The organism is Bacillus sp. Je.9.29.b (genome assembly GCF_051129925.1).
Lineage (GTDB): Bacteria > Bacillota > Bacilli > Bacillales > Bacillaceae > Bacillus > Bacillus safensis.
This window is the reverse complement of sequence record NZ_JBCPSO010000002.1, coordinates 238253-263634: the sequence shown is the minus strand read 5'-3', so window position 1 is coordinate 263634 and position 25382 is coordinate 238253. Positions and strand designations below refer to the sequence as shown.

Sequence of the window (25382 nt, the reverse complement as noted above, 5' to 3'; positions counted from 1 at the left end):
TTCTTTTTATCTTGAAAAAGAAAAAAAGATCTATTTCACTAAAAAATCCCCATATGTGATGGGGATTAAACAGATTTTCTTTTCATTTCCTCTTCTAGTCCATCTTTCTTCTCGTCTGGCGGGTTGACCAAACACTGATCCAGCACCTCTTGGAAGTGCTTCACAGGCACAATGGTGACGCCTTCAATCTCTTTTAAGATCGACTGCTGGTTGTCATAAGGAATAATCACGGTTGTGGCACCAGCCTGCTTCGCCGCCTTAATCTTCGGTATCACACCGCCGATCGGCTTCACCTGACCCTGCAATCCGATTTCACCTGTCATCGCTGTCAGATGATCAATCGGGATTTGATGAATGGCAGAGAAAATCGCCGCCGCCATGGCAATCCCAGCAGACGGTCCATCAATAGGGGCACCGCCTGGGAAATTAATATGGATGTCATATTCATTTGTCCGTATGCCCAAGTTTCTAAGCACTGTTAATACATTTTCAACAGATCCTTTTGCCATACTTTTTCGTCGAATAGATTTAGACTGACTGCCAATACTTTCTTCTTCTGCAATGCCTGTAATGTTGATACTTCCTTTTTCGAGTGCCTTACATATATTCACTTCAATCTCGAGCAAGGCACCGCTGTTTGGTCCGTAGACTGCCAGACCATTCACTACACCGACTTTTGGCTTTTCCGGTACTTTTTGTTCATATCTTGGTGTCAGCTGGCTTGAGTGAATGACCCACTCGACATCGGCGATCGTGATGTCTTTTCTGTTTTCCGTGACGGCCATTCCAGCGGCAATCTGCACCATATTGACTGCTTCACGGCCATTTTTCACATAAGAGGTTAACAGGTTCAGCCCTTCATCACATAATTCCTTTTGGATTTTCTTGACAGCCTTAGCAGCAACAATTTTCAGTTCATGCTGGTCAAGGTCCTTAAAGAAAATTTCCAAACACCTCGATCGAATCGCTGGTGGAATTTCTTCAGGTGTTCTTGTCGTAGCACCAATCAATCGAAAATCAGCCGGAAGCCCATTTTGAAAAATGTCATGAATGTGATTCGGAATTTGGGTGTTTTCCTCGCTGTAGTAGGCACTATCTAAAAATACTTTCCGATCTTCAAGGACTTTCAGCATTTTGTTCATTTGAATCGGATGCAGTTCCCCAATTTCATCGATAAACAGAACCCCGCCATGTGCATGCGTAACGGCTCCTTGTTTTGGCTGCGGAATGCCTGCCTGTCCCATCGCTCCCGCCCCTTGGTAAATCGGGTCATGCACGGAACCAATGAGCGGGTCTGCGATGCCCCGTTCATCGAATCTTGCGGTTGTTGCATCGAGCTCCACAAATACCGCATCTTTCTTAAACGGTGAATCAGCATGACGTTTCGCTTCTTCCATGACAAGACGGGCAGCGGCTGTTTTTCCAACCCCCGGTGGTCCGTAGACAATGACATGCTGAGGATTCGGTCCGCACAGCGCTGCTTTTAGAGCACGAATGCCGTCTTCCTGCCCTACAATATCTTGAAATCCCTTTGGCCGGACTCTCTCTGATAAAGGCTCACTCAGCTTGATTGACCGCATCTTTCTGAGTGCTTCCATTTCTTTCTTTGATTCTTTGTCTATCGTCACCTTTTGTGTGCGCTGATTTCGCAGTAAGTTCCAAAAGTACAGCCCGATGACGATACCAAAGAACAGCTGTATAAATAATACGATTCCTGTCCAGCTCAATCGGTGCTCCCTCCTTCATCTATCGTATGTATTGGTTTCTGTCTGCTAGTATTTCCTAGAGCTGGACGGAATAAACACGTCTTCTGCGATAAATAAAAAACTCCTGAATCAAAATGATTCAGGAGTGAGACTTCTCTTATGCAGATGTTTTTGTATCTTTATTGACGACTGTGCCATCCTTTAACACAAGACGCGGCGGCTCACCGTCAGCAACCGTTGCACCAGTGATGACACATTTTTCAATATCATCACGAGATGGAAGGTCAAACATGACATCAAGCATGATGCCTTCAATGATTGAGCGAAGACCACGAGCCCCTGTTTTACGCTCAATTGCCTTTTTCGCAATTTCGCTAAGAGCATCTTCTTCAAATTCAAGCTCTACATCGTCAAGCTCAAGCATTTTTGTATATTGCTTAACAAGCGCATTTTTAGGCTTCGTCAAGATTTCTACAAGTGCTTTTTCATCTAACGGCTCTAGGCTTGCAATAACCGGCAGGCGGCCGATGAATTCTGGAATTAAACCGAAGCGAAGCAAGTCTTCTGGCAGTACTTTTGATAGAAGGACTTCTTTTTCAAGATCTTCGACTTTATTTTCCGCACCGAATCCAATTACTTTTTGACCTAAGCGGCGTTTGATGATTTGCTCAATCCCGTCAAAGGCTCCTCCACAAATGAAGAGGATGTTCGTCGTATCAATTTGAATGAATTCTTGATGCGGATGCTTACGTCCACCTTGAGGCGGTACACTAGCGACTGTTCCTTCAAGAATTTTCAAAAGGGCTTGCTGGACACCTTCCCCAGATACATCGCGAGTGATAGAAGGGTTTTCTGATTTTCTTGCTACTTTATCGATCTCATCGATGTAGATAATGCCTTTTTCCGCTTTTTCTACATCATAATCCGCTGCCTGAATCAGCTTTAGTAAAATATTCTCTACGTCTTCACCAACATAACCTGCTTCAGTTAATGATGTTGCATCTGCGATCGCAAATGGAACATTTAAAATACGAGCAAGTGTTTGAGCAAGTAATGTTTTACCGCTTCCTGTTGGTCCAATCATAGAAATATTACTTTTCGAAAGCTCAACATCATCAATCTTGCTGTTGGAATTGATCCGTTTGTAGTGGTTATACACCGCTACAGCTAAGGATTTTTTCGCATTGTCTTGTCCGATGACATATTCATCAAGAATCTCCCGAATTTCATGAGGCTTCGGAACATCCTTGAATTCAACTTCTTCCTCTGTGCCGAGCTCTTCTTCAACTATTTCCGTGCAAAGCTCGATACATTCATCACATATATATACGCCAGGTCCTGCGACCAGTTTACGCACTTGATCTTGCGTTTTTCCGCAAAACGAGCATTTTAATTGACCTTTTTCCTCGTTGAATTTAAACATTCTTTCACCCCTTATTCTTCTTCACTTGCCTGTAGCTAACAGTCAGCTACCTTTCTGGGTCCAGTATGTATGCATTTTACCATACTTTCCTAAAAGACGGTAACGATGTGTTTCTAACACTGCACATTGAGATATGTATGACAGAAAGATGCGACTTACACTATCGTTTCCAAAAGAAGCGATGATAAGTCAAAAATTGTACAAAACAAGGCACGAGTCACTCGCGCCCTGTTTTATTATTATGCACCATATTAACGGTTTTCTACAAGAAAATCAATTGCTTTACGAACTTTTAGATCTTCTTTCATTGCTTCAGTAGATCCGATCGCTTGTTTGATATTTTCAAGTGGCATGTTGTATGCTTCAGCCATTTTTGAAAGTTCTTCTTCCACTTCTTCGTCAGACACTTGTAAGTTTTCTGCAGCAGCAATTGCTTCAAGTGTTAGGTTAGATTTTACGCGTTTAGCAGCATCTTCTTTCATTTGTTCTTTCAGCGCATCTTCATCTTGTCCAGAGAATTGGAAGTAAAGCTCAAGGTTCATTCCTTGCATTTGAAGACGTTGTTCAAATTCTTTCATCATGCGGTCTAGCTCAGTGTCAACCATCGCTTGTGGGATGTCAACTTCCGCATTTTCAGAAGCTTTCGCAACTAGCTCTTCACGAAGTTTTCCTTCTGCTTCGTTTTCTTTTGCTTCTTCAAGACGTTTCTTCGTTTTTTCAGTTAACTCAGCAAGCGTTTCTACTTCTTCATCAACATCTTTAGCGAACTCATCGTCAAGTGCTGGAAGTTCTTTTGCTTTGATTTCATGAATTTTCACTTTGAATACAGCTGGTTTACCTGCAAGGTCTTCAGCATGGTATTCTTCTGGGAATGTAACTTCTACGTCTTTTTCAGCGCCAGCTTCAAGACCAACTAATTGCTCTTCGAAACCAGGGATGAATGAACCAGAACCTACTTCAAGAGAGTAGTTCTCAGCTTTTCCGCCTTCGAATGCTTCTCCATCAACGAATCCTTCGAAATCAAGAACAACTGTATCGCCGTTTTCGATTGCGCCTTCTTCTTTGACAACAAGCTCAGCTTGACGGTTTTGCATGCCTTTTAGCTCTTCTTGTACATCTTCATCAGTGACAGCTGTGTCGTCTTTTTCTACGTTAAGACCTTTGTAGTCACCAAGTTTTACTTCAGGCTTCACTGTTACTTTTGCAGTGAAGATTAAGTTTTCGCCTTTTTCGATTTTCTCAACATCGATTTCAGGGCGGTCAACTGGCTCGATACCAGCTTCGTCGATTGCTTTTGGATATTCAACCGGAAGAAGAATATCTAATGCATCTTGATAAAGAGATTCTACACCAAAACGCTGCTCGAAAAGACCACGTGGTACTTTCCCTTTACGGAATCCAGGGATCGATACTTGCTTAACCACTTTCTTAAATGCATCATCAAGTGCTTTGTTAAATGTTTCAGCGTCAACTTCTACAGTTAGAACGCCTTCGTTACCTTCTTGTTTTTCCCATTTTACTGACATGTGTGTTTCCCTCCAAAAATCTATTCAGATTGTGCGTTGCTCCATTCTAAAGCATCATAAAGACTTCGTCCAATCAAAAACCACGCACTCCGCTAAGAAGCTTGCATTATGTATACAACATTTGACTTGATTATACATATCGTCTTTCAACCGTTGGAATCTGACAACTGCACTATATATGCACAAATACAACCATTATATTATAACATAACAAGTCCGTCTTTCAACTAAATCGACAAATTACAAATAAGAAATTTCTTCAATATCTTTCAGCATTGTGCAAGCTTCTCTCAGCTCTCGTTCGTTAAATTCATACAATAGATGCAATTCTTCGAGTTCAATCTCAATCCCATGCATTTCATAGCCGACTTTATGAAGTGCCGCTGCCCAAAGACTTGGATCTGTGTATTTAGGAAGAAATGGATACAGCACAAATAAGTGCCGGCGCCATAACTCTTCCACGCCTTGGTAAAGGGTCGGATTCTCATTGCCAAGCGTGTCATCAAGCATACGAAGGACTTGCTGAAGAAGCGGCATCTGCTCTGGCTTTACAGCCTCAGAAGGAATAAGTGTTAATGAATCACCGAATTTTGTCACATGAACCGGCTTTGCCACATCATGATCTGCCAGAAGCTGCAGGATCATTGATTTGACCAAAGGGTTCCCATCAGGGTTTTGTAAGATGGTATTTAATAGACCCATGTGCGGTGTAATATTCCGGTCTTTCAATGAATGGATGAACTGGACCTGTTCTTCCGGCCGCTTCAGCATATCATCTATGTTGACCTCACTTCCGGCGTCCTCATCTTCATCTAAAATCTCTTCAGGTGATTCAATCATTTTTCTGCTAAATTCGAGCAGCTTGTAAAAATGCTCCGCACTTTCTGCCGGAAGGTGGTTTTCCTCAAGCACAGCCTCAATCGTCTGTTTGACTTCTTCATATTCTTTCAGCTGAATGAGGATCGTCATATACACTTGGAGCACAGTGAAATAGTGGCCATATCCTTCATGCAGCATTTTTTCACAAACACGCTTTGCATCCTGCAGCTCACCCAGCTCCAGAAAACAAATGGCCATTCCGAGGTGAATATCGGATTCTTCATCGTCATCGTACGATTTAGCTTCTGAAAACAAGTGAAGCGCCTCTTGATACTGTTTATCTTTTAATGCTGCCATTCCTTTTTCAATCAGTCTTTCTTTCAGACCAGGAAACAAAATGACATTATCTTTCTTCTTGTCATGCTTCATGCTTACGTTCCTTTCGGGCGCATATTTTTTATCAGTTTACCAACGAAGATTAGTAAACACAAGTAACGAGAGGTTTTCATGCAAAAAAGAAGCCGTCACACCTCGGGCGGACAGCTTCTCGTTGCTTAAGCGCGCAGCCAGCTGCTGCGCTTTTCTTCAAATGCTTGAATGTCATCTTCTAGTAGTAATGTTAATGAAATCTCATCATAACCATTTAGGAGCATTTCTCTCCAGTGAGGGTCGACTTGAAAAGGGGTGATATTCCCTTCGTGATCTTCTATCTGCTGTTTTTCAAGATCAACCGTCATCTCATACCCTTTGTTCTCATATGACGCAGCGAAGGTTTTCCACACATCATAATCAAGGCGAATCGGAAGCATCCCATTTTTAAAGCAGTTTTGATGAAATATATCTGCAAATGATGGTGCGATGACAATTTTAAAGCCATAATCATCAAGCGCCCAAGGAGCATGTTCCCTAGATGATCCGCAGCCAAAGTTCTCCCCTGCGATCAAAATGGATGCTCCTTCATAGATTGGCTGATTCAGTTCGAAATCTGGATTTGGGCTGCCATCGGCTAAATAACGCCAGTCGAAAAAGGCAAAGCGGCCATATCCTGTTCGTTCGATTCTTTTTAAAAATTGCTTCGGAATAATTTGATCTGTATCTACATTGATTCGGTTAAGCACAGCGGCTTTTCCTTTATGAGTGACTAAAGGCTCCATCTATGACAACTCCTTACACGACTGTTTTCTCTTGATTAAACTTCCTGACATCGACAAATCGGCCATGTATCGCAGCCATTGCAGCCATTGCCGGGCTGACAAGATGCGTTCTCGCACCCTTCCCTTGACGCCCTTCAAAGTTACGGTTTGATGTGGACGCGCAGCGTTCGCCCTCCGGTACCACATCGTTATTCATACTAAGGCACATACTGCAGCCTGATTCTCTCCATTCAAATCCTGCTTCAAGGAAGATTTCATGAAGACCTTCTTTTTCTGCTTGCAATTTGACACTTTGAGAGCCTGGCACCACAATCGCTCTGACATGATCTGCTACTTTTTGTCCTTCAATCATAGAAGCGGCTTGGCGTAAATCAGTCATTCTTGAGTTCGTACATGAGCCGATAAAGACATGCTCAATCGTAATATCTTCTATACGCTGATGCGGATGGACACCCATGTATTCATAAGCACGAATCGCTTCTTTTTGATCATCTTCTTGTGCAAAGTCCTCAGGTCCTGGGATCGATGCATCCACAGGCAGTACCATTCCTGGATTAATTCCCCACGTAACCATTGGTGAAATCTTATTTCCATCTAACACAATGGTTTTATCGTAGGTTGCACCTGGATCTGTTCTAAGTTCTTCCCATTCTTTAATAGCTGCTTCGAAGTCTTCGCCCTGCGGTGCATATTTGCGGCCGCGGCAATATTCGAAGGTGATTTCATCAGGTGCAATCAATCCTGCTCTTGCGCCTGCTTCAATTGACATATTACAAACGGTCATCCGCTCATCCATTGTCATGTTTCTGAATACTTCCCCAGTGTATTCAATGACATAACCTGAGCCGAACTTCACGCCGTGCGCACCAATGACGGCTAAAATGACATCTTTGGCGGTTACCCCTTTTTGAAGCTTTCCGTCTACTCTAATTTCTAGCGTTTTCGGACGCTGCTGCCAAAGTGTTTGTGTAGAAAGTACATGTTCAACCTCACTTGTACCGATCCCAAAGGCAAGTGCACCAAACGCGCCGTGAGTTGATGTATGACTATCTCCACAAACGATTGTTTTCCCCGGAAGTGTCAATCCAAGCTCAGGTCCAACGACATGGACGATTCCTTGGTCAACACTGTGAAGGTCAGCAAGACGAACGCCAAATTCCGCACAGTTGCGCTCTAAAGCACTCACTTGCTTTTTAGCAATCTCATCTTTGATCACAAATCGATTCACAGTTGGGATGTTGTGATCCATCGTCGCAAACGTGTTTTGAGGTCTTCTCACCTTGCGCCCTTTTTGTCTTAATCCTTCAAATGCTTGAGGTGATGTCACTTCATGCACCAAGTGCAGATCAATATATAAAAGGTCTGGTTTCCCCTCGCCGCTTTTGACTACATGCTGATCCCATATTTTTTCGATGATTGTTCGAGGCATAACCCTTTTCCTCCCTCTATCTAATTCCACAAGATTCTATTTTACAATGGTTTGCACGCGCTGCTTGAGTGCGTCTACAACCGCATTAGTGATTTCTTCAGTCGTTTGATAAGTTCCCTCTTTTGCTGCTAAATCTTTTGTTCGTTTGCCAGAGGCAAGAACAGTTTCCACAGCTTCTTCTATTGCAGCCGCTTCGTCTTCTAATGCAAAGGAAGTTCTAAGCAAGCTTGCTGCTGATAAAATGGTTGCCAGAGGGTTTGCAACGTTTTGCCCCGCAATATCGGGTGCTGAACCATGAATTGGCTCATATAAATGAAGGCCTGTGCTTGATAAACTAGCAGATGGCAGCATGCCGAGTGATCCAGTAATCATAGAAGCTTCGTCACTTAAAATATCACCGAACATATTCTCCGTCACAATGACATCAAATTGAGCGGGCTTGTAAATCAGCTGCATGGCAGCATTGTCGACGAGCATATGCTCAAATTCAACTTCTGGATATTGAGCAGCAACTTCTTCTACTGCATCCCGCCATAGTTTACTAGAAGCAAGAACATTCGCTTTATCCACAGACGTCACTTTTTTCCGTCTTGTTAAGGCCATGTCGAACGCTTCTTTTAATACGCGGACAATTTCTTCCTTTGTATAAAGGAGCGTGTCAACGGCAGCTTCTTTTCCTTCATCATCCGTATAGCGTTCGCTTGGTTCACCAAAATAGAGACCACCTGTTAATTCACGAACGATGACGAAATCAACTCCGTTAATGTGATCCTGTTTTAACGGAGATGCCTCGCTTAAGCTATCGAACACCTTTACAGGGCGAATGTTGGCAAATAAGTCCAGCTGTTTACGAATGGCGAGCAGGCCTTTTTCTGGACGGAGCTCTGGCGGGTTTTGATCCCACTTTGGTCCGCCGACTGCTCCTAATAAAATCGCATCAGCGTTTTTGCATACATCTACTGTTTCCTTTGGAAGCGGGTTGTTTTTTTCATCTATTGCGATACCGCCAATAAGCGCAGTTTCAAATTCGAATTCGTGCCTAAATTGAGCCGCTGTCTCTTGAAGGACGGCGACTGCAGATGTCACGACTTCCGGTCCGATTCCATCGCCGGGCAAAAGTGCAATTTTCTTTTTCATGAGAACCTTCCTCCTTTCCTATGAGATCGCGTGATGTTTTTCAATTTCAATCAGATTTGATTTGAAGATTAAATGCCTGTTCACCGCATTGACGTAAGCTTTCGCCGATGCTTCAAGCACATCTTGCGCTACACCGCGTCCTGCTGTTTCTTTTCCTTCTATTGAAACAGTGACATATACTTCTGCTAGTGCATCTCTGCCTTTTCCATTTGATTGAATGCGGTAGTCCAGCAAATGAATTCTTTCTTCCATACAGCGCTCAAGCGTGTTGTACACAGCCTCTACACTGCCTGCACCTGTAGCTGCTTCTTGAATGACTTCCTGTGTTTCTTGATTTTTCAGAGAAACTGTTGCTGTTGGCATTTGTTCTGTTCCATAGTGTACTTGCAGACTTTCAAATTCGTAGCCGATTTTTCGATCTGCTACTTTTTCTTCTAATATAATAGAGATCAAGTCATCATCTGTAATTTCTTTCTTCTTCTCTGTCAAGTTCTTGAAAGTCTCAAAGAATTTATTGATTTCGTCTTCCGTTAGTTTAAAGCCTAGTGTTTTCATGCGGTCTTTAAACGCGTGTCTTCCGGAGTGTTTTCCAAGGACAAGCACATCTGTTGTCACGCCGACAAGCTCTGGAGAAATAATTTCATAGGTTGTTTTTTCTTTGAGGAAACCATCTTGGTGAATACCTGATTCATGTGCAAATGCGTTGTTTCCAACGACTGCTTTATTACGCGGCACAATCATTCCTGAGTATTTGCTCACTACATCACTTGTACGCTTAATTTCATTCAATTGAATCGTTGATTCCACCTGGTAAAAATCTTTTCGAATATGAAGAGCTACTGCAATTTCTTCTAACGCGGCATTTCCAGCGCGCTCGCCAATTCCGTTGACAGCCGTTTCAATTTGATCTGCTCCATTTTCAATGGCAGCAAGTGAGTTTGCCACAGCCATTCCTAGATCATCGTGACAGTGAGCGGACAAGTTGACGCGGTCGATATTCGGAACGTGTTCCTTCATATATTTAAAAATATTACCGTACTCTTTTGGCGCTAGGTATCCAACTGTATCTGGCAAGTTAATGACACTCGCCCCAGCGTCAATGACCTTTTCTACAATTTCTGCCAAGAAAGCAAGATCTGTACGGCACGCATCTTCTGCTGACCATTGGACAACTGGAAAACGTTCTTTCGCATATTTCACCATTGCGACTGCCTGTTCTACGACTTCTTCACGTGTTTTCTTTAGTTTATGCTTCAGGTGAATGTCAGAAGTGGCAATAAAGACATGAAGCCTTGGCTCCACTCCATCTTTTAATGCTTCCCATGCAGCATCAATGTCACCTTTCACACATCGTGCAAGACCAGCAACAGAACAGTTTTTAATCGTTCTTGCAATTTCTTGTACGCCTAAGAAATCCCCTCGGGATGAAGCGGGAAAACCCGCTTCGATGATATTAACCCCAAGGCGCTCAAGCTGCTTTGCAATGATTAGCTTTTCTTGTGCATTTAAGTTCACTCCTGGTGATTGCTCTCCATCTCGAAGTGTTGTGTCAAAAAAATTAATTTTCCGCACCGACGCTCACCGCTTCCTTTTTCTTTCCTTGTTTAACGAAAGGCATCATTTCACGAAGCTTTCTACCAACGATTTCAATTTGGTGCTCATTTTCATTTGCATTGATCGCATTGAAACGTGGACGATTCACTTGGTTTTCAACAATCCATTCTTTTGCAAATGTACCGTTTTGGATATCAGTCAAAACAGCTTTCATTGATTCTTTTACTTTTGCATCCACAACACGTGGTCCTGATACGAAGTCACCCCATTGTGCTGTATCAGAGATTGAATATCTCATGCCTTCTAATCCTTCTTCATACATAAGGTCAACGATCAATTTTAGTTCATGCAGACACTCGAAGTATGCGAGCTCTGGCTGATAACCAGCTTCTGTTAACGTTTCGAATCCTGCTTTTACTAGTGAAGTAAGACCTCCACAAAGAACTGCCTGCTCACCAAAAAGATCCGTTTCTGTTTCTTCTTTAAATGTTGTTTCAAGAACGCCCGCTCTTGCTCCGCCGATCGCTTTCGCATAAGCAAGTGCTTTGTCTTTTGCTTGGCCAGATACGTCTTGATAGATAGCAAATAGGGCAGGTACACCAGCGCCTTGCTCATATGTTCTTCTCACAAGATGTCCTGGACCTTTTGGAGCTACAAGATACACGTCTACGTCACTTGGAGGAACAATTTGATGAAAGTGAACGTTGAATCCGTGTGCGAATACAAGTGAGTTGCCAGCTTCTAATTGATCTTTGATTTCTTCATCATATACTTTCTTTTGCTGCTCATCTGGAAGTAGTACCATCACGACGTCTGCTTGTGCTGCTGCTTCTTTTACTGTGAATACTTGATGGCCGTCTTCTTGTGCTTTTGTATAAGATCCACCTTTTCTTACGCCGACGATCACATCTACGCCGCTTTCTTTTAAGTTCAATGCATGTGCATGACCTTGTGAACCGTAACCAATGATTGCTACCTTTTGACCATTTAATACGTTTTCTTGAATATCACCGTTATAATATACTTTTACCATTTGACTCTCTCCTTTTGTTTAGACAATTGAAATTGTTTTATTTGTTTGCAGCTTTTGCTGATTATCTCTCGCAAAGGCCGTAGTGCCAGTTCTGGCGACTTCTTTAATGCCGTATGGCTTAAGTAATTCAATGAGTGCTTCAATTTTTGAAGACTCACCTGTCACCTGAATGACGACACTCTCTCTGCTCACATCTACAATAGAAGCTCTAAACGGTTCAATGACCCCCGTGATCTCCATTCTAGATGCTGGTGCAGATACGACTTTTATCAAAGCCAGCTCTCGCTGAACGATTGATTGGTTTGTAATGTCTGTTACCTTCAGAACATCGATTTGTTTGTTCAGCTGTTTTGTCAGCTGCTCGATGTCTTTCTCCTGGTCTACATGGACGACGAACGTGATGCGTGATACATCTTGAATCTCAGAATGGCCGACCGTAATGCTTTCAATGTTGTAGTGTCTTTTAGTAAAGAGGCCTGTGATTCTGTTCAGTACGCCTGATCGATTTAATACAGTCAACACAATAATTCTTTTCAAGGTTTCACCCCCACCATCTCATGAAGTCCTTTCCCCGGTGCTACCATCGGGAATACTTTTTCATCTCGCGCTACATTGACATCGATGAAAACAGGCTCTCTAGAGGTTAAGGCTTCTTCAAGCTTTTCTTTCGCCTCTTCGTCTGATGAGATTTTGATTCCTTTAATGCCATAAGCTTCAGATAATTTGACGAAGTCTGGCTGCTCTGAAAATTTAGAATGTGAGTAGCGTTCTTCGTAGAAAATTTCTTGCCATTGTCTTACCATTCCAAGGCTGTGATTATTGAGTACAATCACTTTGACTGGAAGGTTCAGCTCACGGATAACGGCAAGTTCTTGCAGGGTCATTTGGAAACCTCCGTCTCCTAAAATCGCCACAACGGTTGCCTCTTGATCAGCCAGCTGAGCGCCGATGGCTGCTGGTAATCCGAAGCCCATTGTGCCAAGACCTCCAGATGTGACCCACTTATCTGCATTTTCAAATGGATAGAACTGTGCCGCCCACATTTGATGCTGTCCGACATCAGTTGCGACAATGGCTTCACCTTTTGTGAATTGATGAATGTATTCAATCAGCTTTTGAGGCTTAAAGCCTTCTGCTTCGTTTTCAACGTACCAGAGTGGATATTCTTCCTTCCACTGATCTAATTGATTTTTCCATTCGTCTGATTCCCCTTGCTTCCCGTCCTGCTTGATCAGCTCTTTAAGAACGAGCTTACTGTCTCCAACAACCGGGATATGGGTATGAATGTTCTTGCCGATTTCCGCTGGGTCGATGTCAATATGAGCCACCTTCGCATGTTTCGCAAAATGATTAAGGTTGCCTGTTACCCTGTCATCAAATCTTGCTCCGATTGAAATGAGCAGGTCACATTGATGAAGAGCCATGTTCGCTGCATATGTGCCATGCATACCGGCCATCCCTAGGAAAAGAGGATGCTTTGCCGGGAATCCGCCAAGTCCAAGCAGTGTATGAGCGACTGGGATTTGCTGCTGCTCTACATACTGTCTTAATTCTTCAGATGCTTTGCCATGAAGTACGCCGGCTCCTGCTAGAATGACTGGTTTTTTCGCTCTGCTGACAGCTTCTACCAATTTGCGAATTTGCAAATAGTTCGGCTCTACTTTTGGCTGATAACCAGGTAAATCAATTGGCTGATCATATTCAAACGTTCCTTCAATGCCTGCGACATCTTTTGGAATATCAATCAAAACTGGACCAGGTCTGCCTGTTGTTGCGATATGGAATGCCTCTTTAATGACACCCGGTAATTCCTCTGGATTTCTTACTTGGTAGCTGTGCTTTGTAATTGGCATTGTGATGCCGAGTACATCAGCTTCTTGGAAAGCATCCGATCCAATGACTGACGTTGCCACCTGCCCTGTGAATACAACAAGGGGAAGTGAATCAATCATTGCATCTGCAATCCCTGTCACAAGGTTTGTCGCTCCCGGCCCTGATGTTGCAATGACAACACCTGGTTTACCAGATACTCTTGCGTATCCTTCTGCTGCGTGAATCGCTCCCTGCTCATGTCTTGGCAGGACATGAAATAAACCAGAATCGTAAATTTTATCGTAGATTGGTAAAACTGCTCCGCCTGGATAGCCGAAAATGACTTCTACTTTTTCTCTTTTGAGTGCTTCAATTAACATGAGTGCACCGTTCATCGTTTGTGGCGCTTTTGATTTTTCCGTCTCCATTTGTACATTTGTCCCCATTTGATTTCCTCCTCTTTGTCTTGCTTCAGTCAAGTCCTTTCACCCTTTTCTATTCAAGATAGAGATATGAGACCATATAAAAAAGCCTTCTCACCCCACAATGACACTACTTTTCACTAGGTCAAAGGGGCGAAAAAGCTTTGTTTTTTCGCGGTACCACCCTTGTTCACGGCATATCCTGCTGCCGTCTCATGGACATCTTTCGTCCATTTTGGTAACGAGTGAGCAATGTCACTCGGTCTGCCCTACTATCATTTCAAGCAGACACTCAGAGGTGAGTTCACTTTAGAAAGTAACACCGGTTTCCAGCTAGCACCGGCTCTCTGTAGATACTGACTCTAAAGCTACTAGTCCTCTTCAACGTTTATCGATATCTATTTAACTTGCATGAATGTTTTCATCTGTAAAAACGACTTTTTCTCCTTCTTCAACTACTCGCTTGCGGAATTGTTCAAGAAGTTTGTTTGTGTGGAACCCAGGTTTTCCTTCACCGATTGTACGGCCGTCAACTTTTACAACGGCGATGACTTCGGCTGCGGTTCCTGTTAGAAATACTTCTTCAGCTGTATACACATCATGTCTTGTGAATGGTTCTTCTTTCACTTCGTAGCCTAAGTCTTCTGCAATCTCCATGATGGCATTTCTTGTAATGCCTTCAAGTGCGCCGATATAACCTGGCGGTGTATAAAGCTTGCCTTTTTTATAAATAAACACGTTGTCTGCAGAACCTTCCGCCACGTACCCTTGATCGTTCAGCATCAGCGCTTCACTCACACCGGCCATATGGGCTTCGATTCGGACAAGAATGTTATTCAAATAGTTTAATGATTTCACTTTTGGGCTAAGGACATCTGGACGATTTCGTCTTGTTGGAACCGTCACAATATCAATACCCGTTTCATATAGGTGCTTTGGAAAAATGGCCAGCGGCTCTACAATGATCACTGTATTGGCTCTCCCGCAGTTGTTAGGATCTAATCCAAGATCACCTGCTCCTCTTGAGACGACAAGGCGGATATAGGCGTCCTTTAAGCCGTTCCTTTCAACTGTATGAATCATTTTTTCCGTGAGTTCCTCAAGTGAATATGGAATGTTCAGCATAATGGATCTAGCGGAATCATACAGGCGGTCTAAATGTTCTTTCATTCGAAAGATATTTCCGTTATACACGCGAATCCCTTCGAAAACACCGTCGCCATATAAGAAGCCATGATCGTAAACTGAAATTTTCGCATCCTCTTTTTTCACGAGTTCATCGTTTAAAAAGATCCACTGTTCCTTTTGGTCTTCCATTTTCAGTGAGCACCCTCTCTTTCAAACAAAAAGTAGTTGAATTTTCAGACACTTTATATTGAAGTGTCTCTCGCTTGCACTGCGTGTTTGTTTAGCTTTTGTTGAACCCATCTTACGCCGCTTTCCATACAGTGTCAACAGCATTTTTAAAATTATTAGACAATTTAGACTAATCAAAATTAAATGTATACGCTTACACCTTTGCTAGACAAGGAATGAAAAAACTTAAAATTTTTTGTATTTTTTCTTCAATTTATTTACTTTACATGAACGGTTTTCTTTTGAGAAAACTTTTGTGATATTTTTTCACAACATTTTTGATGAATATTGTGAAATTTCATTGACTTTGTTTTTTCTTTTGGCATGCCTTTCTAAAGCGTTTTCCTATGAATTTATGATAGAATGAGAGCATCTAATAGAAGGAGGGCAATACATGGCTAACATCAGAGGTTATATCGGTACGTATACTAAGGGAGACAGTAAAGGCGTTTATACGTTTACATTAAATACGGACAAGCAGCAGATTGAGCAAGTAGAAGTCGCTGCTGAACTTGAAAATCCTACATATTTAACCGTGTCAGAGGATCAAAAGTTTGTTTATGCTGTTGTGAAAAAAGGATCACAGGGCGGCCTTGCTGCGTATCAAATTGATTCGACAACAGGCAGACTTCACTTCATCAACCAAGAGCTTGCCGATGGAGCTTCTCCTTGCCACGTCAGCGTGGACAGTCAAACGAAAACAGCGTATACAGCGAATTATCATAAAGGGACAGCAGAGATGTATGAAATCGATGCTGAAAATGGCTCAGTGATCCGCACGCTCTCACAGGCGCAGCATGAAGGAACTGGCCCTAACGAAGATCGTCAGGAAAAACCGCACACTCACTTTATGGGTCTCACGCCAGATGAACAATTTGCAGTGGCTGTTGACCTTGGAACAGATGGAATTTATACGTATAAGAAAGAAGACGGCAAACTTGAGCTTGCTCATACATTTGAAACAAAGCCAGGCAGCGGACCTCGTCATATCACATTCCACCCAACGAAACCTGTGGCATATGTAATGACAGAACTAAGCTCCGAGGTCATTGTGCTTCGTTACTTTGAAGATGGTCATTTTGAAGAGATCCAAACAATCGCGACCATTCCAAGCGATTTTACAGAGAACAATCAAGGCAGTGCCATTCATGTCTCTTCAGACGGACAATTTGTTTATGCAGGAAATCGCGGTCATGACAGCATTGCGATTTTTAAAACAGACGCTGACGGTCAATTAAGTCTTGTCGAGATTGCTTCTTCTGAAGGTAACTGGCCTAGAGATTTTGTGCTTGATCCAACAGAAGAATTCCTCGTCGGTTCAAACCAAGAATCTAGCAATCTCGTGTTATACAAACGCGACAAAGAAACAGGACGACTTACTGTCTTACAATCAGACATTACCGTCCCTCATCCAGTTTGCGTGAAATTTTTAGGGTAAAGAAAAAAGCCTCCAATAACGGAGGCTTTTCTTTATACAGACGGCATACCGCCATCCTCAAGCTTTTGATCAATCAAAGACGTATCGGTTTTTTCGCCGAACCATTTTGACAGCCTTTCTTTTGCTTTCCCTTTCATATCATCATCAATGTACATTGCTACTTGAAGCAAAGCAAATGTAATGGCTCCTAAATCATCTGTATAGCCGACACCAACCAATGTATCCGGAATGAGATCAAGTGGAAGGATAAAGTAGCCGAGTGCTCCAATAATCAAGGTCTTTGCTTTGACCGGCACTTCGGGTTTTTGCAATGTATAGTAAAGTAATAGCACAGCATAGACAAGAGAGACACCAGCTTTTTGTGCCGTCTTTTTTAGCTTTTCCCAAAAGGCATGATCATTAAAATGCTTCTTCGAACGCTTTAATAGTTCTTTTTTCTCAGAACGATTCATCATATCGCCTCCATCTACAGCATAGCCCTTTTCCCTCAGTTATACAAGATATCCGCTGATTCGACAAACAAAAAGCAGCAGAAAGCTGCTGCATTCTACTGCTCTTTGTAAAACTTTTCAATTGCCTTATCGATGTACACCCATCCTTTATAAGACACATGAATCGTATCTTTAAAGAAATATGGATCGTACTCATGCTTAGTCAAATCTGCGACTTCATACCCATTATCTCGAATTTGACGATTGATTTTTTCATAATAACCTGTACGGCCTTCTTTCGGAAAACCGGTGTAATCATACCACTTTCCGTTGACAGGAATCGTCACAAACAAAGGCTTCGCCCCTGCCTGTTTTAAAATATCCAGCATGATTTGAAAATCTTTGTATTCTGGTGATTCCGCATAAGAATGACCTTCACGGGAATCCTTCATCTTTTTCATGATCGGTTTCAGCTTGTGGTCAAACAGTTTTTGGTTAATATAAAACGGGTTGTCCCCTGCTCTTTTCGCACCAAAAATGCTCGCTTCTTTTTCAAGCTCAGCCCATGTTTTTCCTTTGACTGAAGGAGACGGTTGAAGCTTGCGCTCATGCCCCGATCCAATCGTATAGTACATGTCTTTCTTTTGAAGCATGCCATAATACATTTTCGCAATAGGAGAAATCGCGCCATAAGCGAACTTGTTCCCAGATAGCTCTGCTTTAAAAAGCTCTGTAATCACCATGTCGTTTTTGACTGCTTTAAACTTCATGATTCTTTTAATCAGTTCTTTTTTCACAGTTGGATCAATTTCTTTATTATAGGCGAGATTAAGCGCTTGAAGCGCTGAATAGTTCGGTGCAAAGTGATTCTCGTCAGATCCCCATTTCACAAACCACTGCGGGGACACGATAAATACAAGCTTCTTCCCTTTTAATTCATCCATATGCGCTGCGAAGTTCATCGCATGAATTAATGATTGCGATCCACCTTTTCCAATAAGATAAGGTGTAAACCCTTGAGGATTCTCATGAAAGAAATTCGAAGGGTGATAAGGATCAAAACGTGATAGTTCAGAAGATCCATAGATCGGCAAATAAGTTGGATCTTTTAGCATTTCATCTTGTAAATAGAGCCCTTGGAACATCCCTGGATCTAATTCTGTGGCTGACTTTTGTAATTTGTCTTTTGGGATCAGGTGTGAGAGCCATGCATTTGGTACAAGAAGAACACCAATGAATAGAACAGCCGCTAAAATAAGCGGCCCAAAAAAACGCTTTTTCATTACTTCATCTCTGCCAGCTGCTCAGCAATATGATTCGGCGTATCCCACACATCACGATCGAATTCTGTAATCGGAACAGTGATTCCGAGTTGACTTTCAATTGCCATAAGCAGTTCTACTGTACCAAATGAATCAAGAAGACCTTCTTCAAAAATCGCAATCTCTGGATTTTCTTTCACAACGTCATCCTGACAAACCTCTGCAATAATACCGTATACTTGATGTTTAAATTCCATAATTTTCTACTCCCTTAATCATTAATGATGAAATGGTTTTCCTGAAAAAATATAAAATCCGAAACAAATCACATGGAATGTAATAATGATCGACACAACCATTGTGACCTTATTATCCGGCCACCACTTGTGCTTTTTATTCCATTTCTCAAATAAATTGTAACCGGACATGATAACTGCATGATATAGTCCGTAAATAATATATTGAAGGGCAAGACCATGCCAAGCACCCATCAACAGAAAGAGGACAAAGTACCCAATATTTGATACAGCCATTCGGTTCTTGATCCACTTCTTTTTAGTCATAAAGAACACAAATCTCATAAACACGTAGTCTCTGAACCAGAAGGACAGGGACATGTGCCAGCGATTCCAGAAATCTTTAATGTTTCGGCTGATAAACGGTTTATTAAAGTTCTCTGGTGATTTAATGCCCATTATATAACTCACACCTACAGCAAATGCTGTATATCCAGCAAAGTCAAAGAACAAATACATGCTGTAAGCATACATATACGTTAACTGCTGAACAAAGTGACTGCTGCTAATGTGATGAATATTCATCAGAATATACGTGTGGATCAAATATCCAATAATGAACTTATATAAGAAGCCAATGAAAATTTTATGAATACCGGCATATAGAAGATCACTGTATGCTTCCTTTTCAGGCGGCGTATCCATATCCTTTTCAAATCGGCGGTAACGATCAATCGGACCTGATGAAATCGTTGGGAAAAAGACAATGAAATAGACCAAACGGTGAACCGGAATTTTCTTCTTAATCAAGCCGTCTCTTGTCTCGATAATTAACTGAACACCTTTAAATGTTAAGTACGAGATCCCCAAAAAGCTCAGCCAGTTCATTGGCGGCGGTTGATGCGGCTGGTGAGTTAAAAAGAACGGTAAAATCTTTGACAGCACAAGCGGTAAAATAGATGCCACCACTGCTGTATAGAAAACGGATGCCTGATTCGCCTTTAACCGGTATGCAAGGTACAGGCGGATGATGATGACTTGCCACACCGTGAACAAGAAGAGCAGCAGCGCGCCATGGGCATCCTTTGAGAAAATAAGCGCCAGCGCCACAACCGTTGCAAACATGTTGTAGCCCTGCATTCTTTTGCCGCGAAGACCAAGGATGATCGTCGGCAAAAGAAGAATACCAATTAGAATGAAGAAAAAGAATGAACTAAACGGAATCATAGAAGAACCTCTTTCGCGATTCTCTTACGGTCAACCTTCCCGTTTGGCGTCATGTACAGCTGCTCAAGATACACAAACTTTCTTGGAATCATGTACGCTGGCAGTGAATCCGCCATTTCTTTCTTAATCGCACTTGTCAGCTGATACTCTTTTTCAAATGAATGAGCTGCTGGAACAATCGCTGCAATCAAGTACTCGACATGACCATTTGGCTGGAATGGCACAATCACACAAGCATTGACATAAGTTGTCTCGTTCACATGATATTCAATTTCCTCAAGCTCCATCCGGTATCCATGAAGCTTAATTTGATAGTCGAGACGGCCATGGCACGTAATTAATCCATCCTGCGCCACACCTGCGTCACCTGTACGGTAAGCAGGACGTCCTTCGTATTCAAAGAACACTTTATCCGTTAAGGCTTGTTCACCTAAGTAGCCTCTCGTGACGCTTGGCCCCACGATGACAATTTCGCCTTTTTCACCATCAGGAAGTGTCTTGCCTTCTTCATCTAAAATGACGATGTCTGTATCAGGTTTGGCATAGCCGACTGGTAAAGAATCGTGCTGATCAAGAATCGCCTGCGTGACTTCAATTGATGTGATCGCAACAGTTGCTTCAGTCGGACCATACGTATTAAAGACCTGCGCCTTTGGAAAACGCTCCAGAAGTGCACTTGCTACAGCTACAGGAAGCGCCTCACCGCAGAACAAGAAAACGTTCAGCTCAGGTAAAAGCTCCCCTGTAAAGGAAGGGTCCATTAAGCACATTTGCACAAAAGAAGGTGTTGATGTCCACACTTCAACGTCAGATTGACCAAGTGCTGCAAACATATCCTTTGGCTTATTCACAAGATCTTTCACTAAACAGTAAAGCGTGCCGCCTGATTGAAGCGCTGGATAGAGATCCATCACTGATAAGTCAAAAGAAAATGGTGCTTGATTTAAGAATGTGCGTCCTTCACCAATTGGGAAGTCACGGCACATCCACTCTGTAAAGCTTTCTAAATTATTGGCTGTTACCTGAACGCCTTTCGGTTTTCCTGTACTGCCAGACGTATAAATGATGTAAAAAACATCATCTTGTTGAACCCACTGCGTGGATGGCGGTGCTTCTTTTTCAAGTGCTAAAAGCGATGCCGCACTCTTCACTTCAATGTGCTCTTCTACATCTATTACATTCTGCTCATTTGCACAAATCAATAGACTGGCTTTTGAGCTTTCAATAATTGAGACGATGCGCTCGACAGGTATTGAGATATCGACCGGAATATACGGTCTGCCTGATTTCACACTGCCTAAGAAAGAAATCAGCATCTCTGGCTCCATATGACCGTATACAATGACAGGTTCACTGCCAGCTGCGACTGCATCAATCGCACCAGCCATTTGGTCTGATAGACGCCAAAGCTCATCATATGTGATCGAAGCATGTTGAGAAACAAATGCTGGCTGTGTTGGTTTCGTTTGTTGGTATTCATGAATCGTGTGTAATAGTTTCATAGTTTAATCTCCAATTAAAAATCGTTGTAAATGAATGATCCCGTATTTGCTGTGTGGAATCCGTAAATAAAGAACAATAATAGCAAAATAAGTAAGTAAAAGCTTGTATATCCTATCCATTTTACAGACTTATTTTCTGATAGCTTTTTGAATAGCATATTGATAACCTCTTTTCTTTTGACACTTATAGAGACGCATGACTCATTCAAAGAGTTTCATATCAAAGCATAAAATTTTTAAGAAAATGCTAAAAAAATGTCGAACCTTAGAACGTCCCTTTTGAGCAAAGCTGTCTTATTGTAACAAAGATTTAATACATTTGAAATGAAATCCGATCTTAAATTTGCCTTAAAATTGCTGAAAGCTGTCGAACTAACGCAAAAGCCACCTAGTTGGACTAGATGGCATTGATTTCATTTACTTCTTATATTTATTGACTTCGAACATAAGAATGTTGTTGAATACTACATAGTCCTTTTTACTTTCAAAAGGACCTTTATTGTTGTCATGCTCGTCAATTTCATAAAAACCTGGTCCTTCTCCGGCATCACGCTTTTTGTACCAAGATAGGAAAGCGTTGATTTCTTTCATGGAGAGGTCATACTCTTTTTGCAAGCCATTGACCATTGTGATGATGAGAAGGGCATCACCGTCTTCATTTGTTGCATCGTCTTTTGGTGGTGTTGTCGGTTCTGGATCTTTGTCACCGGGTGTTTCTGTGTTGATTGGAAGTTCCAGGTCTTTTAAGGAGATAGAGATGACCGATTTATAGTTTCTATCAGCTAATTGAGTAAAGTTATTGTTGGGTATTCTACCTCCTATGATATATAAAGTATCATCTATAATTACAGAAGAATGAGCAATACGCATATCGCTTTGCGGCGTATTCACATAGGATTTCTGTTCTGTATTAACGTCATAAAGATATTGATATTTTGGAGCAACTGCCGTAACTAATATATTTTCTTTATAATTAACAGCAGACAAATACTCCCCTTTAAATCCATCTTTTTTTTCTGTCCACTTATTATTAGAAGGGTTGTATTCATAGATTATAGATTTTGTATTACCGGAAACTGCATAAAACTTCCCTTTCGAAACCACACTTGTAGCATTTTTAATTATTACACTTGGTTGTGGTTCTTTTACCCATTCGTGTGTGGTTAAATTATAACTATAAAATTCATCTCCCCCACCTAGAACATAAATTTTGTTATCAATAGCTCCAGCCTGTACATTATATGCTCCTTTTAATGACTTAAACGGAACATTTTCTAACTTAGTCCATTCATCTTTTTTTGCATCATAAACTTCAAAGCTATTAAACTTTCTATCTTCAGATCCCCCTGCTATAACATAAATTTTGTTGCCAATTGTTACTGTTGCCGCCCCTCCCCTAGCAGTTGGCATTACACTTTTTTCAAACCATTTGTTCATGCTGGGATCATACATATAAGTTTGATCTGAATATCCTTTATTATAAGAACCTCCCCCTATAATATAGATGTTTCCGTCTACTACTCCTGTACTAGCACCAATTCTTGCCTCCGGTAAGTCCGCAAGCTTTTTCCATTCTGCAGTTGCAGCTTGTGCTACTTGATGTGATTGCAGAATAGCAAGTACAAACAAGATCATTACTAATAACCATTTTTTCAAGAATATCACTCCTTCAGATAGTCTTACTCTATATGTATCGGATTAAACTGTACATTTTCTACCACAAAATAGAAGTGAATTTAGAATAGTAGTGTTCTTCTCTAATTCACTTTCATATCACTCGCTACTTTTTACCTATTCATTACCTATTTTTATATTGTTAAAATAAAACATAATTATTTGAGAAGGGAGTGAACCTTCTGGGCAAGATACTTGATGCAAAAGAACTAACAAGTGCCATGGACACAAGGGCAAAAGACTACCAGGAACTCCGCGAACAAATGGTAGATTTAAAAAAGGCATTACAAGGTGTGGCCAATCTCGGTGATGATTTCACTGGGAAAGGTGCAGATAATATTAAAAGTTTCTATAAAGAGCTTGCTGGAAATGTAGACATGTTTATCAGCTTCATTGATAAACAAAAAGCCTTTCATGAAGGTGTTTCTGGGACACTGGATGATACGAGCTTTGGCGGCGATACCTTTGTAGAAGAACACTTTTTAGACAACGCAGTACATATGGGCATCAAGAATGCCAAAAGCATTGTGAAGGATCAAAAAAAGGCACTCAAAACGATTTTTCAAGACATTGATGACCTCATTTCCCTAGAGGTATTTGATAGCCAAACCTTTGATGAAAAAATAGAGGATGCGGAAGATGAACGAAAAAAGACAGTCAAAGATCTAAGAGAGCTTGATCAAAATTTAAAAGATGAATATGCTTTGTCAGAGACGGAGCAGCAAGCTACAATGGCATTGTACGCTGAAATGATGAATGCGACAAATGATGGAAAAGCGATTTCGCCTATGAATTTTGACAAGAAAGCGTATCAAAATAGCGAAATCTACAAGGCAAAAAGCGATATTGAGAAGCAAACTTCTGAATATCTGAAAATCAAAAAAGAACAAGAAGAAGCCCGAAAGATTGCGAAGGAACAAGAAGCGCTCGCCAACCGCCCTTGGTATGAAAAAGCCTTAGATTATGGCGGAAATATTGTCAATGAACTAACTGGTGTGAACGATGCAAAACGTGCCGCAACGGGCATTGATCCAATCACAGGAGAGGAACTCACCGCAGGACAGCGAGTCGCGGCAGGCGGCATGGCAGCAGCCGGCTACATCCCTATCGTCGGCTGGGCAGGCCGCATTTTCAAAGGCGGAAAGGCTGTCTATAAAACGACTCAAGCCACATCAGCCGCAGTCAGGGCAGTTGACATCTACAAGACATCACAAAAATCCTTTGATGCCCTAAAGACCTCCCAAAAAGGTTTATACGGCCTCACAGCCACTAACGGCTTCAGCGAAGCGATCACAGGCCGAGACATGTTTGGAAACAAGATTTCGAAAGAACAGCAGGAAGCGAGTATGAACGCAGCGCTTGGAATGCTTTTGCCGTTTGGACTAAATGGTGTAAATAATAAATTAAAAAATAAAGCAACACTAGACGTACAGAAAAACTTAAATAAAAACCATCATGAATCTAGAAAAGCTAGTTTAAAAGAAATTAAACGCCAATTAAATATACCAAGAACACAAAACCCTGAAAGTCAAAAGATGGTGCCCTTAACAGATAAAAATGGAAAAAGAATATTAAATGAAAAAAACCAACCAATCCTTACGAGAGAGCTTACGTATGAAGTTAATGGTAAAAAGATTGTTATTCAGGATCATTCAAATGGTCACGATTTTGGAGAAGGAGGCATCGGAAACCAACCTTCACACCACAATGTAAGACCTGAACATAACACCCGCAATGGTAAAGTCGAAGGTGTAGAAGACCATTATTATTTTGAAAGAAGAAACAATAAATAACTCAAACGAGGAGTATCCAAATGATTAGAGAAGAAAAATTTATGAACCCACAAGCGATGACTCAAATTTTCGGGGGGATCCCCCATTTTAAAAATGCAGAAATCATGAATGTTGATTTAAACAGAGATGGTCCTACCCTATTTATAAGACTAATGACAAAAGACTCCGTGAAGAATAAACCTAAACGTTGGGGGAATTTTGATGTTGTCTACGTTGAATTATCATTCATTGGTGTAACGGATTTAAAAATTAATCATTTAGGAAATAATAATATAATTGATCATTTTGAAATTAACACAACAGAGAATGAAGGATTTCTAAAAATAAATTGCAAGAATCAAATGCAAATCGAAACCATATTTGATTGGGCAAGGGTTGAACAAATTTCACCGGGGCTAATTGGTTCTTAAAATCGTTTCGCAGTACGAAAGTGGCTGAAGCCACTTTC

General features: G+C 41.5%; 22 protein-coding genes and 1 other annotated feature. Of the genes, 3 read left to right on the top strand and 19 right to left on the bottom strand.

From position 1 onward, the window contains the following. Nucleotides 1-65: 65 nt before the first annotated feature. From lonB to ilvE, 12 genes are all read right to left on the bottom strand, one after another. Nucleotides 66-1727 carry an ATP-dependent protease LonB gene (gene lonB / locus AAZR19_RS04570; protein WP_041107108.1) on the bottom strand — a complete coding sequence of 554 codons (1662 nt, stop codon included), beginning with the start codon at nt 1725-1727 and terminating at the stop codon, nt 66-68. A 136-nt stretch (nt 1728-1863) separates the two neighbouring features. Further along, nucleotides 1864-3129 (bottom strand): ATP-dependent protease ATP-binding subunit ClpX, encoded by a 1266-nt coding sequence (gene clpX / locus AAZR19_RS04565; RefSeq protein WP_024423180.1) that lies wholly within the window; start codon nt 3127-3129, stop codon nt 1864-1866. Nucleotides 3130-3380: 251 nt separating this feature from the next. Then, complete coding sequence (gene tig / locus AAZR19_RS04560) at nt 3381-4655, bottom strand: trigger factor (protein WP_202738764.1); 1275 nt, start codon at nt 4653-4655, stop codon at nt 3381-3383. Nucleotides 4656-4895: 240 nt separating this feature from the next. Further along, nucleotides 4896-5903 (bottom strand): DNA damage checkpoint antagonist DdcA, encoded by a 1008-nt coding sequence (gene ddcA, locus AAZR19_RS04555; protein ID WP_041107110.1) that lies wholly within the window; start codon nt 5901-5903, stop codon nt 4896-4898. 125 nt (nt 5904-6028) lie between these two features. After that, nucleotides 6029-6628 (bottom strand): 3-isopropylmalate dehydratase small subunit, encoded by a 600-nt coding sequence (gene leuD / locus AAZR19_RS04550; protein ID WP_024423183.1) that lies wholly within the window; start codon nt 6626-6628, stop codon nt 6029-6031. A 13-nt stretch (nt 6629-6641) separates the two neighbouring features. After that, nucleotides 6642-8057 (bottom strand): 3-isopropylmalate dehydratase large subunit, encoded by a 1416-nt coding sequence (gene leuC, locus AAZR19_RS04545; RefSeq protein WP_041107112.1) that lies wholly within the window; start codon nt 8055-8057, stop codon nt 6642-6644. 36 nt (nt 8058-8093) lie between these two features. Then, on the bottom strand, nt 8094-9194 hold the full coding sequence (gene leuB, locus AAZR19_RS04540; protein WP_434702428.1) for a 3-isopropylmalate dehydrogenase: 1101 nt from the start codon (nt 9192-9194) through the stop codon (nt 8094-8096). Nucleotides 9195-9212: 18 nt separating this feature from the next. Then, the gene (locus tag AAZR19_RS04535) at nt 9213-10766 is read right to left on the bottom strand and encodes a 2-isopropylmalate synthase (RefSeq protein WP_024423186.1); all 1554 of its coding nucleotides are present in this window, start codon (nt 10764-10766) and stop codon (nt 9213-9215) included. Beyond that, nucleotides 10753-11781 carry a ketol-acid reductoisomerase gene (gene ilvC, locus AAZR19_RS04530; RefSeq protein WP_024423187.1) on the bottom strand — a complete coding sequence of 343 codons (1029 nt, stop codon included), beginning with the start codon at nt 11779-11781 and terminating at the stop codon, nt 10753-10755. The genes AAZR19_RS04535 and ilvC overlap by 14 nt, the downstream gene beginning before the upstream one ends. An 18-nt stretch (nt 11782-11799) precedes the next feature. Beyond that, nucleotides 11800-12318 carry an acetolactate synthase small subunit gene (ilvN, locus tag AAZR19_RS04525; RefSeq protein WP_041107116.1) on the bottom strand — a complete coding sequence of 173 codons (519 nt, stop codon included), beginning with the start codon at nt 12316-12318 and terminating at the stop codon, nt 11800-11802. Further along, nucleotides 12315-14039 carry an acetolactate synthase large subunit gene (gene ilvB, locus AAZR19_RS04520; protein ID WP_434702425.1) on the bottom strand — a complete coding sequence of 575 codons (1725 nt, stop codon included), beginning with the start codon at nt 14037-14039 and terminating at the stop codon, nt 12315-12317. Before ilvB ends, ilvN begins: the two co-directional genes overlap by 4 nt. A gap of 122 nt (nt 14040-14161) precedes the next feature. Beyond that, nucleotides 14162-14409: a binding site (T-box leader), on the bottom strand. A gap of 8 nt (nt 14410-14417) precedes the next feature. Then, nucleotides 14418-15332, bottom strand: a complete 915-nt coding sequence (gene ilvE / locus AAZR19_RS04515) for a branched-chain-amino-acid transaminase (RefSeq protein ID WP_039180440.1) — start codon at nt 15330-15332, stop codon at nt 14418-14420. 433 nt (nt 15333-15765) lie between these two features. Here ilvE and AAZR19_RS04510 point away from each other — a divergent pair, with 433 nt between their 5' ends. After that, a complete protein-coding gene (locus AAZR19_RS04510) occupies nt 15766-16809 on the top strand; it encodes a lactonase family protein (RefSeq protein WP_034621158.1) in 1044 nt (347 codons plus the stop codon). Between the two features lie 32 nt (nt 16810-16841). Here AAZR19_RS04510 and AAZR19_RS04505 read toward each other — a convergent pair whose 3' ends face one another. The 7 genes from AAZR19_RS04505 to AAZR19_RS04475 form a co-directional block, all read right to left on the bottom strand. Continuing rightward, nucleotides 16842-17261 carry a YkvA family protein gene (locus AAZR19_RS04505; protein WP_041107121.1) on the bottom strand — a complete coding sequence of 140 codons (420 nt, stop codon included), beginning with the start codon at nt 17259-17261 and terminating at the stop codon, nt 16842-16844. 95 nt (nt 17262-17356) lie between these two features. Continuing rightward, nucleotides 17357-18523: a D-alanyl-lipoteichoic acid biosynthesis protein DltD gene (gene dltD, locus AAZR19_RS04500; RefSeq protein WP_025092477.1), complete on the bottom strand. Its 1167-nt coding sequence runs from the start codon at nt 18521-18523 to the stop codon at nt 17357-17359. Then, a complete protein-coding gene (dltC, locus tag AAZR19_RS04495) occupies nt 18523-18759 on the bottom strand; it encodes a D-alanine--poly(phosphoribitol) ligase subunit 2 (RefSeq protein WP_434702422.1) in 237 nt (78 codons plus the stop codon). Before dltC ends, dltD begins: the two co-directional genes overlap by 1 nt. A 21-nt stretch (nt 18760-18780) precedes the next feature. Beyond that, on the bottom strand, nt 18781-19965 hold the full coding sequence (dltB, locus tag AAZR19_RS04490; RefSeq protein ID WP_087975692.1) for a D-alanyl-lipoteichoic acid biosynthesis protein DltB: 1185 nt from the start codon (nt 19963-19965) through the stop codon (nt 18781-18783). Beyond that, nucleotides 19962-21467: a D-alanine--poly(phosphoribitol) ligase subunit DltA gene (dltA, locus tag AAZR19_RS04485; RefSeq protein ID WP_041107127.1), complete on the bottom strand. Its 1506-nt coding sequence runs from the start codon at nt 21465-21467 to the stop codon at nt 19962-19964. Before dltA ends, dltB begins: the two co-directional genes overlap by 4 nt. A gap of 14 nt (nt 21468-21481) precedes the next feature. Beyond that, nucleotides 21482-21631, bottom strand: a complete 150-nt coding sequence (locus AAZR19_RS04480) for a teichoic acid D-Ala incorporation-associated protein DltX (RefSeq protein ID WP_024427820.1) — start codon at nt 21629-21631, stop codon at nt 21482-21484. A gap of 253 nt (nt 21632-21884) precedes the next feature. Then, a complete protein-coding gene (locus tag AAZR19_RS04475) occupies nt 21885-23132 on the bottom strand; it encodes a Kelch repeat-containing protein (RefSeq protein ID WP_411266573.1) in 1248 nt (415 codons plus the stop codon). Nucleotides 23133-23362: 230 nt separating this feature from the next. Between AAZR19_RS04475 and AAZR19_RS04470 the strand changes: the two genes are divergently transcribed. Both AAZR19_RS04470 and AAZR19_RS04465 read left to right on the top strand, forming a co-directional pair. Continuing rightward, complete coding sequence (locus AAZR19_RS04470) at nt 23363-24934, top strand: T7SS effector LXG polymorphic toxin (protein ID WP_434702593.1); 1572 nt, start codon at nt 23363-23365, stop codon at nt 24932-24934. 20 nt (nt 24935-24954) lie between these two features. Next, nucleotides 24955-25344 carry an immunity 50 family protein gene (locus AAZR19_RS04465; protein WP_008345913.1) on the top strand — a complete coding sequence of 130 codons (390 nt, stop codon included), beginning with the start codon at nt 24955-24957 and terminating at the stop codon, nt 25342-25344. The last annotated feature ends 38 nt before the right edge of the window (nt 25345-25382 follow it).